The sequence below is a fragment of the Serratia sp. HMSC15F11 genome, assembly GCF_001808215.1.
Classification (GTDB): domain Bacteria; phylum Pseudomonadota; class Gammaproteobacteria; order Enterobacterales; family Enterobacteriaceae; genus Serratia; species Serratia nevei.
In genome coordinates this window covers 19,591-32,566 of the sequence record NZ_KV792395.1, presented here as the reverse complement: position 1 = coordinate 32,566, position 12,976 = coordinate 19,591, and the positions used below count along the sequence as shown (strand labels likewise).

Genomic DNA, 12,976 nt, shown 5'->3' with positions numbered 1-12,976 from the left:
GCTGCCCTTTTGACTTGGGGTGTGCGGCTTAGCTGCGAATTTTGCGGTACACGAACAGCACCACGATGGCGCCGATAACCGCTACCACGAAGCTGCCGAAGTTGAAGCCGTCAACCTTGCCGTAGCCGAAGAAGGTGCTGATATAGCCGCCGACCACGGCGCCGATGATCCCCAGCACAACGGTCAGGATAAAGCCGCCGCCGTCTTTGCCGGGCATGATCCACTTAGCCAAAATACCGGCGATCAGGCCGAAGATAATCCAGGAAATAATCCCCATTTACTGCTCCTTTCTTTTGTGGCTGAGAATGGCTTACTGCTGGGTGGCCGGCTGCGTATTGCCGTTCACCGCCGCATCGGTCTCTTGTTTCAACTCTTGCGTTTTGTTTTCGGCGCTGTTCTTGATGGCTTCGGTCTTCGCCTTGGCCTGCTCGGTCAGATCGTTAGCGCCGTTGATGGCGTCGTTTTTGATGGCCTTGGCCTGATCCACCAGCTGCTGGCTTTGTTTGCCGGCGTCATCCTTGATCGCGGCGGCCTTGGCCTTGGCGTCGTTGGTGATGGCGTCGGCCTGCTTGGCGGCTTCATCTTTAATCGCCGAGGCTTTGTCCTTCAGCTGGTCTGCCTGCGTGGCGGCCTCTTTTTTGATTTCATCTGCCGTCGCTTTCGCTTTGCCCGTCAGATCGTCCGCTTTTTTCTGGGCGGCGTCTTTCATCTGCTCGGCGCTGTCTTTGGCTTTATCCAGGTTGGCGTCAACCTTGGAAGAGTCATCACAGCCGGCAACCAACAACCCGATAAAGGAGGCTAACAGCACTTTATTCCATACTTTCATCGTCTATATCCTTGCAGAAACCTTGTTGATGGTGATTGCGTTTTGCCTACCTATACTAGGTCAGGTTTTACTTAAATTACAAATTTAACCTGCTTAGGCATGGAGTTAGGGTTTGATATCAGATTATTCTTGCCGGTGAGGGAGCCGCAATCGATTAAACGGCGCTAAGGCATTGCTCACTATTGCGGCATAAGATCCTGCCGGTTCAACAGCGCCCGTTTTCTGTGTTAAACTGCCCGCGTTTTTCTGCCAGTTTTGGTTGAGGTGCTTCTCTGAATACGCCGGCACAGCTTTCACTGCCACTTTATCTTCCCGATGATGAAACTTTCGCCAGTTTTTATCCGGGCGAGAACCCATCCCTATTAGCCGCGATCCAATCCGCCGTCCGTCAGGAACATGGCAGCTATATCTATTTTTGGTCGCGTGAAGGCGGCGGGCGCAGCCATCTGCTTCATGCGGCCTGCGCCGAGCTTTCGCAGAAGGGGGAAGCGGTGGGCTATGTGCCGCTCGACAAACGCGCTTACTTCGTGCCTGAAGTGTTGGACGGCATGGAGCAGCTGGCGCTGGTTTGCATCGACAATATCGAATGCATCGCCGGCGACGAAGAGTGGGAGATGGCGATCTTCAACCTCTACAACCGCATCCTGGAAACCGGCCGCACCCGTTTGTTCATCACCGGGGATCGCCCGCCGCGTCAGCTGAACCTGCGCTTACCGGATCTGGCTTCGCGCCTGGACTGGGGGCAGATCTACAAGCTGCAGCCGCTGTCGGACGAAGAAAAACTGCTGGCGCTGCAGCTGCGCGGCAAACTGCGCGGCTTCGAGCTGCCGGAAGACGTGGGCCGCTTCCTGTTGAAACGGCTGGATCGCGAGATGCGCACGCTGTTTATGACCCTCGATCAGCTCGATCGCGCCTCGATCACCGCCCAGCGCAAGCTGACCATCCCGTTCGTTAAAGAGATCCTGGGGCTGTAGCGGCGACCGCAAAAGAAAGGGCGCGACAGTGCGCGCCCGAATTCGAATTTACAAAATCTCCAGCACCTGCTCCGGCGGCCGGCCGATACGCGCCTTGCTGCCTTTCACCACGATCGGGCGTTCGATCAGTTTCGGGTTCGCCGTCATCGCTGCCAGCAGCTGTTCTTCGCTCAGGCTGTCGTCCGCCAGCTTCAATTCCTTGTACAGATCTTCTTTTTTGCGCATCAGATCGCGCGCGGATGTGAAGCCTAATTCTTTCAACAGCTTTTTCAGCTCATCGGCCGACGGGGGCGTTTCAAGATACAGCACCACCTTGGGATCGACACCGTGCTGCTCCAGCAGCGCCAGGGTTTCGCGGCTCTTGGAGCAGCGCGGATTGTGGTAAATCGTGACGTTTTTCATGGCGTTCATTCCTTGTTGAATCAGCTGCGCTGGTATTGGCGGAAGCGCTGTTGCAGTTGGCGCAGCTGGTCGATGCGCGCATCGTAGCGCGCCTGTTTCAGGCTGCCGAGTTTCTGCAGCGAGCTGGCATTGCTGAGCAGGCCGATGGCCTGATCGAGCCGGCCGGTCAGCGCCAGGCTTTCGGCGCGGGCCGACAGCTCTTCATCGCGCAGCCCCTGGGCGGCGCTGGCCTGCGCCAGCAGATCCCAGCCGTTCGGATCGTCCGGATGGGCAAAGGTATAGCGGTTCAGGATCTTCGAGGCCTGCGCCGGCTGGTTGCCTTCGACATAGGCATTGGCCAGGTTGAGCTGCAGCACCGGGTTGTTGTTCTGGGCGGCGTTGGCCGCCTGCAGGCGGGCGATGGCCTGTGGCGCGCGTTTTTGGCCGAGATCGATGTCGGTCATCAGGTCGATCAGCCAGACGTTTTTCGCATCCTGCGCCAGCATCGGTTGAATGATGTTGCGCGCATCGTCGTATTTTTTCGCTTCATAGAACAGGATGGCGCGACCGTATTTGGCGGCCGCCTGTTCGCGCACGTTGCCCTTGCTGAGTGAGCCGAGCAGCTCTTCGTTCAGGCCATAGCCTTCCGAGCTGTACATACCCAGTGCGCGCACTTTGGCCATCAGGTAGTCCTGCGAAGACTGTACGATGTGTTTCGGCATCTGGTTGGCGCGGTTGCGTGCGTCGGAGAGGCGGCTGTCTGGCAACGGGTGCGTCAGCAGCATTTCCGGCGGTTTGGAAGCGTAGCGCGACTGATCGGAGAGTTTTTGCAGGAAGTCGGGCATCGCTTCCGGATCGAAACCGGCGCGCTGAAGCACCTGAATGCCGATGCGGTCAGCTTCCTGTTCGTTCGACTGGGTAAAGCTGATCATGCCCTGCTGGGTACCGGCCAGGGTGCCGCTCAGCGCCGCCATGCCCATGGTCGGGTTGGCCATCGCCAGCAGGATGGAGCCGAGTGCGCCCACCCAGGTCAGCGGGGCGTTGCGCTGCTGATCTTCCATTGCGCGCGCCAGGTGGCGCTGGGTGACGTGCGAGATTTCGTGCGCCAGTACCGAAGCCAGCTGGCTTTCGTTGTCGCTGACGCGAAACAGCGCGGAATGCAGCACCACGTTGCCGCCGAAGAAGGCGAAGGCGTTGATCTCGTCGTTGCGCACCAGATAGAAATGGAACGGTGTGCGCACCGAATAAGCGCTGGCCACCAGCCGGTTGCCCAGCTGGTTGATGTACTGGCTCAGCAGCGGATCGTTGATCAGCGGGGCGCTGGCGCGCAGTTGGCGCACGTAGAAATCGCCCATCGCCAGCTCTTGTCCGATGCTCAGGGTGCCGCCGGCGGAGGTGCCCATATCCGGCAACTGGTCCTGGCTTTCCGCCTGTGCTGGCGCCAGGGCGGTGGCGTTCAGCGTGCCGAGCAGCAGCACCGCTAACGCGGTTTTGGTCAACCGGTTGGTCATAGTCAGGCGTTTCCCTTAAATAATCATTTCTAAGACGTCAGCAGCAGACAAGAGTTCTTTATTCTCACGGCGCAATCCGCGCGAAAGTGCGGCGGCTCATAAACTGCAGCGGCGGCACCCATCACATCATAGTCAGCCGCAGCCGACAAGGAAACGTTAGCCGGGCGCGGATCGGGCAAAAAAGTTTTATTTTTCATTTTGAAGGGCGCTTTCTGCGTCGCCGACGGCGCGCATTGTCAATAAAACACGGACAAGGTTGATCCGTGTTTTATTGACAAGATAAACGCAGACTCATATAGTCTGCGTTATTGAAGGTTCATTGACGGTCGAAAACGGACATATGGCGTACATCACAACCAGCGTTGAATATGGCATCCACTGCCTGCTGTGGCTGGTCGGCGATAACCAGCGCGCGCTCAGCAGCCGCGAACTCGCCGAGCTGCAGGGCATCTCCCCCAGCTTTCTGGCCAAGATTTTCCCCAAGCTGGAAAAGGCGGGGATCGTCGTCGCCAGCGAAGGGGTGCGCGGCGGCTACCGGCTGGCGCGCCCGGCGGATGAGATCAGTTTTCTGGCGATCATCGACGCCATCGAAGGGCACAAGCCGCTGTTCGATTGCCAGGAGGTACGCGGGCGCTGCGCAGTGTTCGACGATTCTCCGCCGGATTGGGCGGTCTCCGGTAAATGCGCCATCCACGCGGTGATGCTGCAGGCGGAGAAGGCGATGCGCGATGCGCTGGCGGCACAGACCCTCGGCGCCGTCGCGGCCCGCTTTGGCCGCAAGGCGCCGCAGGGCTTCTTCGGTGAGGTCAACCTCTGGCTCGATGAACGCATGACGGAACGCACCGCGCGCAGCGGCAAAACGGCGCGGGCCAAAACCTAACCACCGCCTTTCCTTAAAGCCAAACAGACTTTTTCCCGCCTCTTCGGAAGGGGCGGGCGGGCTTTCTGCACCCTGTTACGGGAGCGGAACGGCATCGTTCATCCGAAAAAACTGCGGGCAGCCTTATCGCCCGGTTAACCCTTTATGAAGGAGTCATCCCATGATGCAGAAAATAGTGATTGCCGGTTCCGGTTTTGCCGGTTTTTGGGCCGCCGTGTCCGCCATGCGCGCCATTACCCTCGCCGGTAAGCATGACGATATCGAGGTGCTCATGGTTTCGCCGACGCCAACGGTCACCATCCGGCCGCGCCTGTATGAAGCGGTGTTGGAAAACATGAATCCGGACATTTCCGCGCAGCTCGCCGCCGTCGGCGTGTGCCACCTGGCCGGGGCGGTAGAGCGCATCGATGCCGACGCCAAGACGCTCACGGTGGCGCAGGCGACGGGGGGATCCCTTGAATTGGCCTACGACCGCCTGGTGTGGGCCACCGGCAGTCGGCTTTCCGTGCCTGCGGTGCCAGGCTTTGCCGAATACGGTTTCAACGTCGATACGCTGGAAAGCGCGCAGCGTTTGGATGCCCATATCAAAGCGCTGGCAGCCAAACCGTCGACGCCGGCGCGCAACACCGCCGTGGTGGTGGGCGCGGGGCTGACCGGGCTGGAGAGCGCGGCGGAGATGCCGCAGCGGCTGCGGGATGCGCTGGGCAAAGACGAGACCGTGCGCGTGGTGATCGTCGATAGCGCCCCGGAAGTGGGCGCCGGAATGGGCGCGGAGCCGGGGGCGGTGATTCGCCAGGCGCTGGCGGAGTGCGGCGTGGAAGCGCGAGCCGGCCTACGCGTCTCGGCTATCGACGCTGAGGGGGTGATGCTGTCGAACGGTGAGCGTATCGCCGCCAACACGGTGATCCTGGCGGCGGGCGTGCGGGCGCATCCGCTGACCGAGCAGATCCCCGGCGAGCGCGACGGTAGCGGCCGGGTGATCGGCGACGCCTTCCTGCGCGCGCCGGCGGCGGCGGGCATTTTCGTGACCGGCGATACGGTGAAGGCGGCGACCGACGATCTCGGCAACCACAACCTGATGACCTGCCAGCATGCGATGAGCCTTGGCCGCGTGGCCGGCCACAATGCGGCGGCGGAGCTGGCGGGGTTGCCGACGCACCCGTACAGCCAGCCGAAGTATGTGACCTGCCTGGATCTGGGGCCCTGGGGCGCGCTGTATACCGAAGGCTGGGAGCGCCAGGTGCGCTTTACCCGTCAGGAAGGCAAAAAGATGAAGCAGGAGATCAACACGCAGTGGATTTATCCACCGGCGGCGGATCGCGAGGCGCTGTTTGCCGTCGCCAATCCGGATTTCGTGATTGTGCCTTAAGGAAGTCAAAACGGGAGCGGCAACGCTCCCGTCGTCATTTTCCCAGCGGCAGGAACGAGCGCTCCGGCACCACGGTTTTCATCACCAGCGTGGAGCTCAGGCGCTGCACGCCCGGCAGAGCGGAGAGTTTCTCGTCGTAAAGCTGTTGGAAAGCGGGCAGATCGCGGGCGATCACGTGCAGCAGATAGTCCGGATCGCCGAACAGCCGCTGCGCCTGCACCACCTGTGGAATGTCCATCATGGCGTTTTCGAAGGTTTCAACGGCGCGGCGATCGCCTTCGCGCATGGTGACGAACACCAGGGCGGAAAAGTTATAGCCCAGGCTGCCGGGATCGAGCTGGGCGCGGTAACCCCTGATCACCCCGGACTCCTCTAACGCCCGCACCCGGCGGTGGCAGGGAGAGACGCTCAACCCGATCCGCTCGGCCAGCTCGGTCACCGACAAACGCCCGTCGGCCTGCAGTTCAGCAAGAATCTTGCGATCAATCTTATCCATTTGGAAAAATTTCCCCGCTTATGCCGGATTCAGGCAAGTAATTGAAAGCACATTTTAACGCCTTGAGGATATTCTTGCCATCTGTTGAACGGTTTTGACGGCCACCGCGGCAGGCGGAGGCCGTTCTTCTTCCAAGAGGAAAGCGCAATGGTTCTTTGTTCGGGATGGCGCGGCGCGTTTGAGAGGGCGCCGGCATGACGCTCGCGCTGTTCGCCGCTTTTTGGGCGGTGTCGATTTTGTTGGTGATCACGCCGGGTATGGATTGGGCCTATGTGATCTCGGCGGGCATTCGCGGGCGGGTAGTGGTGCCCGCCGTCGCCGGCTTGCTGTTCGGCCACCTGCTGATGATTGCGATCGTCGTGGCGGGCGTCGGCGCGCTGCTGGTCGGCAACCCGCTGGCGCTGACGGCGCTTACCTTGCTGGGGGCGGCTTATCTGTTGTGGATCGGTTTCAACATGCTGCTGCACCCGCCGGTGCCCGGCGCCGGTGAAGATCAGCGTTCCGATTCCTGGCTGCGCTGGGCCGGCAAGGGCGTGTGCGTCAGCGGGCTGAACCCCAAGGTATTTCTGCTGTTTCTGGCGCTGCTGCCACAGTTTACCGACGCCCGGGCCGAATGGTCGGTGCCGATGCAGATGTTGGCGTTGGGCGTGGTGCATTTGATCAGCTGCGGCCTGGTGTACCTGCTGGTGGGATTCGGTTCGCAGTCGGTGCTGCGCACGCGCCCGCAGGCCGCAAAGGTGGTGGGGCGCATCTCCGGCGCGGCGATGATCGTCATCGCCCTCGGGCTGCTGGCCGAGCAGGCGCTGAAATAGCGCCTTGAAAGGCCCGCTGGTGCGGGCCTGGCGGTATCAGGCTTTGACGGCGAGCAGCACCGATGAGGCTTTGATCAGGGCGATGGCGCGCGAACCGTTCTTCAGCGCCATCTCCTGCAGGCTTTCATTGGTGATCACCGACGTCAGCACAAAACCGGCATCCGCTTTGAGGTGTACGGTGCTGTTGACCGCGCCGTGCTCAACCGCAATCACTTCCCCGGCAAACTGGTTGCGGGCGGAAAAACGCAAACCGCAATCCTCCGTCGCCAGGATCACCCACGGCGCTTTAATCAGCGCGACAGCCTCTTTACCGATGGTTAACCCCAGCGACTGTTGGCTTTGTACCGTGACGATGGCCACCAGTTTTTCACCGCCCTGCAGGGTGATCTCCACTTCGTCATTGACGGCGCCTTTGGCGACGGCGGACACGGTACCGGCTAACTGGTTACGGGCTGAAACGGGCATAGATTCTCCTTGAAAGGGGTAAACGGTAAAATTTGTCGCCAGCATGGGCCCTAACCGCCGCGATTGCCAATGTCGCGGGGAAGAGTGTGAACTGGGGCGGCCTTGCTGAAAAATTAACGTCGGTAGATGTCCGGGCGGGCGATCTGCCAAACAAAATCGGGGCAGTTGATGGGGGTATAGCCCACTTTTTCATAGAGCCAGGGGGCGGTGCTGGTGACCAGCATGATTCGCCGCAGCGTCGCCATCAGCGGATGAGCCTGGCAGCATTCCGCCAGCCACAGGCCCAACCCGCCTTTTTGATGCGTCTCCAGCACGTAAACGTCGCACAGATAGCCGAAGGTGGCGTAATCGGTGACCAGCCGGGCGAAACCGATTTGTCTGGTGCCGTGATACAAGCCGAAGCACAGGCTGTGGGAGAGGGACTGGCGAACGGTCTCTTTATCAATGCCCTCCGCCCATGACGAACGGGTCAGAAACGCATGAATGGCGTCAAGATCCAGCAGGGCGGGCTCGGTGCTGACGAGATAGTCAGCACGCCGCCACTCCCGTGGGGCAGGGATTGTCATGAGGGTTCTTCTCCTGTGCAAGCGTTAAGGTCTGGGCCGCCGTTCAGGCGTGCAGTTCGGCGACCGTCATGGTGAAAATCAGCGTGTCTTCGCCCTCGTTGGCGTAACGGTGAGGGCCGTCCGTTCTGGCGACCGCCGAACAGCCTGGCGTAATCCTAAGCTCGGTTTGTTCGACGGTAAGGCTCAAGACGCCTTGTTCAACGTGCAGCAGTTCGAAGGTGCCCGCCGGATGGCCGCCCGATGCATAGGCTTCCCCCGGTGCCATTTCCCAGCGCCACAGTTCTATCATGTTCGGGCCGCGGGTGCCAGCCAGCAAGCGGGCCGAGCCGCCGCGATCGCCATGCCACAGCGTGGGGATGTCTTGGCTTTCAATCAGGTAGGCGGCGGGTGCGCGGGTCACGTTGACGATGTCCGCCACCGACAGGCCCAGTGCTGCCGCGAGTTTGCACAGGATGGCGATGCTGGGGTTGGCGCTGCCTTTCTCGATCTCCACCAGCATGCCCTTGCTGACGCCCGCCCGGCGCGACAGCTCGTCCAGCGACAGCTTTTGGTTTTTTCGCTGCTGTTTGATGCGGCGCGACACCGCTTCGCTGACGGTTTGCACGTCGGCGCCGAACTCGGTCGGTCTGTTGACTTTTTCGCTCATCGGTCAATATCATGGAATAAAATGGTCAATATAGGATTATTCAATGATTTTAGTCGATCCGTCAATCGATCCGGCCGTCGCTGTGCTGGCGCCCGGTTTCCGGGCGTTAAGCATTACCGTGGCCGCGGCTCCCATCACCAAGCCGGACGTGGGGGCGCTGGCGTTAGCGCAGGCCTGTCGCGCCCTCGGCGAGGAGGACGTGCCCTGGGCTGAGGCGCATCTTTCGGCCTGGCGCGATGTTTTCATGCAGTTTGGCGCCAAGCCCAAGCGTACGCCCTGTTCCGCCGACGCCTTGCGCAAGCGCGCGCTGCGCGATGGCTCGATGCCCAGCATCGATCCGGTGGTCGATCTCTACAACGCCGTCAGCATTCGTTATGCGGTGCCGGTGGGGGGCGAGAATATCGCGGCTTATGTCGGTGAGCCGCGGCTGATCGTCGCGGATGGCAGCGAGCTGTTCGATACCGTCAAGGAGGGCGCGGTGATCCATGAATCGCCGGAGGCGGGGGAGGTGGTTTGGCGCGACGATCGCGGCGTGACCTGCCGCCGCTGGAACTGGCGTCAGGGCGTCAGAACCCGGTTGAGTGCCGAAGCCGAACGAATGTGGTTCATCCTGGAGAGCCTGCCGGCAATGCCGTTGGCGGCGCTGCATGCGGCGGGCGACGAATTGATTGCCGGTTTACGGCAAATGATGCCCGGCGTTGCGATAGAGCAACGGCTCATCGGCTGCACCTCGTAACCGGCCTCAGCACTGGCGGCGGACCAAACCGGTGATCAGATCCAGCGCGTCGTCCGCCGCCGCGACTTCGCTCTCGCTGAGGGCCTGCCGTTCGATAAAGCTCTCGATGGCTTCCAGCAGGGAGAAAACGCTGATTTCGTCTCCTATCTTCACGACTTCCCAAACGCCACGTCCGATCGCCAGACAGATGGCTTCATCAAATTCACGCGGTTTGCTGTTCATCTTTTTTCCCCTACGGCGTTTGGGATTATATCGGCCATGCTACCGATTTTTGGCCGGCGACTGTCTGACAAAAATCCCATTTTTTCGTTGATGCTGACTGGCGCACGATCGCGGGCATTGGCGAAATTCTGATTTCCTGGTCGTGGCCAAATTTCCCTTGTGACCACCGTGTCGGCGCGGTATTGTCGCCAAATGACGACAATACCGCCTCATTGTCCGCATAAAAAATTCATGACGTTATCATCCCTTCATCCCGCTGCCGTGCGGGATTTTTTTATGAGGTTTATCTCAAAGTGCGGATAACCTCGATGCGATCGCTTGCCATGCTCTGGGAATAATCCTAGCTTGAAATAGTCATTTAGGGTTAGCAATCCCTCATGACCTCCTTGTAACACTTGATGCACCAGAACGTTTTCTCCCCCGCTTAGGCGGGGTTTTTAATGACGTGCATCGGAAAAGGCCCTCAACGTAGAACCGACAGAGTTCGTGACGATAACCAGGTTTAAGTATCAGGGGACGGGACTATGAAAAATGATCTGGCGGCGGCGATCGCGATTGGCTGTGTATTGTTGTTCGCACTGGCGGTCGGTTCGCCCCTTTCTATCGGTACCTCGCTGTAATCTTCCGCGGCCCCGTCCGGGGCCGTTTACCCAGTCTGTCGCCGCGTCTGCGGATTTTTGCGCCGATTGCCTGCCCGCGCGATAAAATCAGCCAAATCGCTGTTGATGTATGGCCAACTTTGAGTACTCTGAGTGCTTTGCACACCTCGAGTGCGCCCGTTCCATCTATGCTTTAATCAGACCCATCACAGGAATCGCCATGCCCGCCCGCCAAATCTCGAGGAGCCCGCTCTGATGCTGGAGATGTTATTACAGTGGTACCGCCGACGCTTCACCGATCCGCAGGCTATCGCGCTGCTGGTGATCCTGGTCGCCGGGTTCCTTATTCTCTATTTTTTGCACGGTATTCTGACCCCGTTGCTGGTCGCCATCGTGCTGGCCTATCTGCTGGAGTGGCCGACCGCGCGCCTGCAGCGCATCGGCTGTTCACGCACCTGGGCGGCGAGCATCATGCTGCTGGTGTTCGCGGGCGTCGCCATGCTGCTGGTGTTCGTCGTTGCGCCAACCGCCTGGCAGCAGGGCATCAATCTGATGAGCGATCTGCCGGGCATGCTCAATCAGTTCTATAACTATGCCGCGACGCTGCCGAAGCGTTACCCGGCGCTGGTGGATGCCGGCATCATCGACATGATGGCGGAGAACCTGCGCAGCCGGCTGTCCGGCATGGGCGAGTCGGTGGTGAAATTCTCGCTGGCGTCGCTGGTCGGCCTGCTGACGCTGGCTATCTACCTGATCCTGGTGCCGATGATGATGTTCTTCCTGTTGAAGGACAAAGAACAGCTGCTGAACGCGGTGCGCCGCGTGCTGCCGCGCAATCGCGGCCTGGCGGGGCAGGGCTGGAACGAGATGAATCAGCAGATCACCAACTACATTCGCGGCAAGGTGCTGGAGATGGTGATTGTCGGCGTGGCGACCTACCTGGTGTTCGCCGTGCTGGACATGCGCTACTCGCTGTTGCTGGCGGTGCTGGTGGGCTTCTCGGTGTTGATCCCCTACATCGGCGCGGTGCTGGTCACCATTCCGGTGGTGGTGGTGGCGCTGTTCCAGTGGGGCGTCGGCGCCGATTTCTGGACGCTGATCGTCGCCTATCTGGTGGTGCAGGGGCTGGACGGCAATCTGCTGGTGCCCATTTTGTTCTCCGAAGCGGTCAACCTGCATCCGCTGGTGATTATCCTGTCGGTGATCGTGTTCGGCGGGATGTGGGGCTTTTGGGGCGTGTTTTTCGCCATACCGCTGGCGACGCTGGTGAAGGCGGTGATCCATGCCTGGCCGGATGAACTGCGGGTCGAAGTGGAAGACAAGGCCGACTGACAGGGAAGAAACGAAGCGCAGCAGGCCGCTGCGCTTCGTGAGAATTACTGCTGCAGGTAGCTCAGAACGATGTCGTGGTGATTGGTGGTTTTGAAATCATCAAACACTTTTTCAATCTTGCCTTTGCCATCGATCAGGAAACTGATGCGGTGAATACCGTCGTAGGTCTTGCCCATGAAGGTTTTCTCGCCCCACACGCCAAACTGTTGCGCTACCTGATGATCTTCATCAGACAACAGCGTGAAGTTGAGCAGCTCCTTTTCGGCGAAGCGCGACAGTTTTTCCGGTTTGTCGGTGCTGATGCCCAGCACTTCGACGCCGACCTTTTTCAATTCGTCCATGTTGTCCCGCAGGCCGCAGGCTTGCACGGTGCAGCCCGGCGTCATCGCCTTCGGATAGAAATAGACCAATACTCGCTGTCCCTGGAAGTCGGCCAAATTAATTTCCTCACCGTCCTGGTCAGGCAAACTAAATTTCGGCGCTGTGTCACCGGCTTTCAATGGGCTCATCACTACTCTCCATCTTTCTCGTCATGCTGTGGATAGTTCACCACGCTAATACTGCCTTGCGCGTTCAATTCTGTACATAGGCGATGGAAGGCTTGCTCAATATTTGAGGCGTCCCGATCGCCGGAGCTGTGGGCGGTGATTTGGATATACAGCTGCGGCGGCAGATCGCCGTCCGCCGGCTGCGTGCGTGAGACCAGTTCGGCGATATTCATCTGGCTGGAGTCGAACAGATCGGTAAAGCGTTCGATGATGTGCGGCGAGTCCTTCACTTCCACCTGCACCCACACCGTGGCCGGCATCGGCGGCCTTTCGTGCGAGTTTGTGCGCTTCATCACGATCAGCAGATCCAGCTCCGCGCCTTTTTGCGGCAGGGGGGATTCGATCAGGGTGATGGCGTTCCAGCTGCCGGACAGCAGCATGATGAACGTGAACTCCTCTCCCAGCATGGCCAGACGGCTATCTTCGATATTGCATCCGCAACTGCTGACGTGGCGGGTGATGGTATTGACGATTCCGGGGCGGTCGGCGCCGAGCGCGGTAATCACGAGATAGTGTTCGTCTGACTGAGGCAAAATAGCGCTTCCTGTCGTGCTTAATGGGGTTACCATGGTAAACATAAAAAAAACCGCCTGCCAAGCGCTTACAACGCGGT

Annotated in this window: 17 protein-coding genes; 6 read left to right on the top strand and 11 right to left on the bottom strand. The window is 59.8% G+C overall.

Annotated elements, in window-relative coordinates; all coding sequences use genetic code 11:
* Window positions 1–28: 28 nt before the first annotated feature.
* Window positions 29–277, bottom strand: a complete 249-nt coding sequence (locus HMPREF3138_RS02785; RefSeq protein ID WP_016926728.1) for a GlsB/YeaQ/YmgE family stress response membrane protein — start codon at window positions 275–277, stop codon at window positions 29–31.
* A 33-nt stretch (window positions 278–310) separates the two neighbouring features.
* The gene (locus tag HMPREF3138_RS02780; protein ID WP_038873702.1) at window positions 311–826 is read right to left on the bottom strand and encodes a hypothetical protein; all 516 of its coding nucleotides are present in this window, start codon (window positions 824–826) and stop codon (window positions 311–313) included.
* A 272-nt stretch (window positions 827–1,098) separates the two neighbouring features.
* On the opposite strand from HMPREF3138_RS02780, the gene hda reads away from it, so the two are divergent.
* Window positions 1,099–1,800, top strand: a complete 702-nt coding sequence (hda, locus tag HMPREF3138_RS02775; protein WP_025159568.1) for a DnaA inactivator Hda — start codon at window positions 1,099–1,101, stop codon at window positions 1,798–1,800.
* Window positions 1,801–1,848: 48 nt separating this feature from the next.
* Here hda and arsC read toward each other — a convergent pair whose 3' ends face one another.
* Both arsC and HMPREF3138_RS02765 read right to left on the bottom strand, forming a co-directional pair.
* Window positions 1,849–2,202 (bottom strand): arsenate reductase (glutaredoxin), encoded by a 354-nt coding sequence (arsC, locus tag HMPREF3138_RS02770; RefSeq protein ID WP_033648817.1) that lies wholly within the window; start codon window positions 2,200–2,202, stop codon window positions 1,849–1,851.
* 20 nt (window positions 2,203–2,222) lie between these two features.
* Complete coding sequence (locus HMPREF3138_RS02765; RefSeq protein WP_038873698.1) at window positions 2,223–3,692, bottom strand: beta-barrel assembly-enhancing protease; 1,470 nt, start codon at window positions 3,690–3,692, stop codon at window positions 2,223–2,225.
* 340 nt (window positions 3,693–4,032) lie between these two features.
* Here HMPREF3138_RS02765 and HMPREF3138_RS02760 point away from each other — a divergent pair, with 340 nt between their 5' ends.
* Both HMPREF3138_RS02760 and HMPREF3138_RS02755 read left to right on the top strand, forming a co-directional pair.
* The gene (locus HMPREF3138_RS02760) at window positions 4,033–4,572 is read left to right on the top strand and encodes an RrF2 family transcriptional regulator (RefSeq protein ID WP_038873797.1); all 540 of its coding nucleotides are present in this window, start codon (window positions 4,033–4,035) and stop codon (window positions 4,570–4,572) included.
* Window positions 4,573–4,732: 160 nt separating this feature from the next.
* Window positions 4,733–5,941: an NAD(P)/FAD-dependent oxidoreductase gene (locus HMPREF3138_RS02755; RefSeq protein WP_038873695.1), complete on the top strand. Its 1,209-nt coding sequence runs from the start codon at window positions 4,733–4,735 to the stop codon at window positions 5,939–5,941.
* 34 nt (window positions 5,942–5,975) lie between these two features.
* Here HMPREF3138_RS02755 and HMPREF3138_RS02750 read toward each other — a convergent pair whose 3' ends face one another.
* Window positions 5,976–6,437, bottom strand: coding sequence for an Lrp/AsnC family transcriptional regulator (locus HMPREF3138_RS02750; RefSeq protein ID WP_033635506.1), 462 nt, complete (start codon window positions 6,435–6,437; stop codon window positions 5,976–5,978).
* A gap of 194 nt (window positions 6,438–6,631) precedes the next feature.
* Between HMPREF3138_RS02750 and HMPREF3138_RS02745 the strand changes: the two genes are divergently transcribed.
* On the top strand, window positions 6,632–7,249 hold the full coding sequence (locus HMPREF3138_RS02745) for a LysE family translocator (RefSeq protein ID WP_004941674.1): 618 nt from the start codon (window positions 6,632–6,634) through the stop codon (window positions 7,247–7,249).
* 36 nt (window positions 7,250–7,285) lie between these two features.
* Here HMPREF3138_RS02745 and HMPREF3138_RS02740 read toward each other — a convergent pair whose 3' ends face one another.
* From HMPREF3138_RS02740 to HMPREF3138_RS02730, 3 genes are all read right to left on the bottom strand, one after another.
* Window positions 7,286–7,714 carry a TOBE domain-containing protein gene (locus HMPREF3138_RS02740; protein ID WP_038873689.1) on the bottom strand — a complete coding sequence of 143 codons (429 nt, stop codon included), beginning with the start codon at window positions 7,712–7,714 and terminating at the stop codon, window positions 7,286–7,288.
* Window positions 7,715–7,827: 113 nt separating this feature from the next.
* Window positions 7,828–8,280 (bottom strand): GNAT family N-acetyltransferase, encoded by a 453-nt coding sequence (locus HMPREF3138_RS02735; protein WP_038873686.1) that lies wholly within the window; start codon window positions 8,278–8,280, stop codon window positions 7,828–7,830.
* A 43-nt stretch (window positions 8,281–8,323) separates the two neighbouring features.
* Window positions 8,324–8,926 (bottom strand): XRE family transcriptional regulator, encoded by a 603-nt coding sequence (locus tag HMPREF3138_RS02730; RefSeq protein ID WP_038873684.1) that lies wholly within the window; start codon window positions 8,924–8,926, stop codon window positions 8,324–8,326.
* 43 nt (window positions 8,927–8,969) lie between these two features.
* Here HMPREF3138_RS02730 and HMPREF3138_RS02725 point away from each other — a divergent pair, with 43 nt between their 5' ends.
* Window positions 8,970–9,662 (top strand): B3/B4 domain-containing protein, encoded by a 693-nt coding sequence (locus HMPREF3138_RS02725; protein WP_038873680.1) that lies wholly within the window; start codon window positions 8,970–8,972, stop codon window positions 9,660–9,662.
* 6 nt (window positions 9,663–9,668) lie between these two features.
* Here HMPREF3138_RS02725 and HMPREF3138_RS02720 read toward each other — a convergent pair whose 3' ends face one another.
* Window positions 9,669–9,884: a hypothetical protein gene (locus HMPREF3138_RS02720; RefSeq protein WP_038873678.1), complete on the bottom strand. Its 216-nt coding sequence runs from the start codon at window positions 9,882–9,884 to the stop codon at window positions 9,669–9,671.
* Window positions 9,885–10,738: 854 nt separating this feature from the next.
* Here HMPREF3138_RS02720 and HMPREF3138_RS02715 point away from each other — a divergent pair.
* Complete coding sequence (locus HMPREF3138_RS02715) at window positions 10,739–11,815, top strand: AI-2E family transporter (RefSeq protein ID WP_070558779.1); 1,077 nt, start codon at window positions 10,739–10,741, stop codon at window positions 11,813–11,815.
* 44 nt (window positions 11,816–11,859) lie between these two features.
* Here HMPREF3138_RS02715 and bcp read toward each other — a convergent pair whose 3' ends face one another.
* Complete coding sequence (gene bcp, locus HMPREF3138_RS02710) at window positions 11,860–12,324, bottom strand: thioredoxin-dependent thiol peroxidase (protein WP_038873672.1); 465 nt, start codon at window positions 12,322–12,324, stop codon at window positions 11,860–11,862.
* 2 nt (window positions 12,325–12,326) lie between these two features.
* The gene (locus HMPREF3138_RS02705) at window positions 12,327–12,932 is read right to left on the bottom strand and encodes a glycine cleavage system transcriptional repressor (protein ID WP_371326901.1); all 606 of its coding nucleotides are present in this window, start codon (window positions 12,930–12,932) and stop codon (window positions 12,327–12,329) included.
* Window positions 12,933–12,976: the final 44 nt, after the last annotated feature.

Coding starts and splice junctions, on each gene's coding strand:
- HMPREF3138_RS02785 (WP_016926728.1), bottom strand. CDS start 277: ATGGGGATTATTTCCTGGATTATCTTCGGCCTGATCGCCGGTATTTTG.
- HMPREF3138_RS02780 (WP_038873702.1), bottom strand. CDS start 826: ATGAAAGTATGGAATAAAGTGCTGTTAGCCTCCTTTATCGGGTTGTTG.
- arsC (WP_033648817.1), bottom strand. CDS start 2,202: ATGAAAAACGTCACGATTTACCACAATCCGCGCTGCTCCAAGAGCCGC.
- HMPREF3138_RS02765 (WP_038873698.1), bottom strand. CDS start 3,692: ATGACCAACCGGTTGACCAAAACCGCGTTAGCGGTGCTGCTGCTCGGC.
- HMPREF3138_RS02760 (WP_038873797.1), top strand. CDS start 4,033: ATGGCGTACATCACAACCAGCGTTGAATATGGCATCCACTGCCTGCTG.
- HMPREF3138_RS02755 (WP_038873695.1), top strand. CDS start 4,733: ATGATGCAGAAAATAGTGATTGCCGGTTCCGGTTTTGCCGGTTTTTGG.
- HMPREF3138_RS02750 (WP_033635506.1), bottom strand. CDS start 6,437: ATGGATAAGATTGATCGCAAGATTCTTGCTGAACTGCAGGCCGACGGG.
- HMPREF3138_RS02745 (WP_004941674.1), top strand. CDS start 6,632: ATGACGCTCGCGCTGTTCGCCGCTTTTTGGGCGGTGTCGATTTTGTTG.
- HMPREF3138_RS02740 (WP_038873689.1), bottom strand. CDS start 7,714: ATGCCCGTTTCAGCCCGTAACCAGTTAGCCGGTACCGTGTCCGCCGTC.
- HMPREF3138_RS02735 (WP_038873686.1), bottom strand. CDS start 8,280: ATGACAATCCCTGCCCCACGGGAGTGGCGGCGTGCTGACTATCTCGTC.
- HMPREF3138_RS02730 (WP_038873684.1), bottom strand. CDS start 8,926: ATGAGCGAAAAAGTCAACAGACCGACCGAGTTCGGCGCCGACGTGCAA.
- HMPREF3138_RS02725 (WP_038873680.1), top strand. CDS start 8,970: ATGATTTTAGTCGATCCGTCAATCGATCCGGCCGTCGCTGTGCTGGCG.
- HMPREF3138_RS02720 (WP_038873678.1), bottom strand. CDS start 9,884: ATGAACAGCAAACCGCGTGAATTTGATGAAGCCATCTGTCTGGCGATC.
- HMPREF3138_RS02715 (WP_070558779.1), top strand. CDS start 10,739: ATGCTGGAGATGTTATTACAGTGGTACCGCCGACGCTTCACCGATCCG.
- bcp (WP_038873672.1), bottom strand. CDS start 12,324: ATGAGCCCATTGAAAGCCGGTGACACAGCGCCGAAATTTAGTTTGCCT.
- HMPREF3138_RS02705 (WP_371326901.1), bottom strand. CDS start 12,932: ATGGTAACCCCATTAAGCACGACAGGAAGCGCTATTTTGCCTCAGTCA.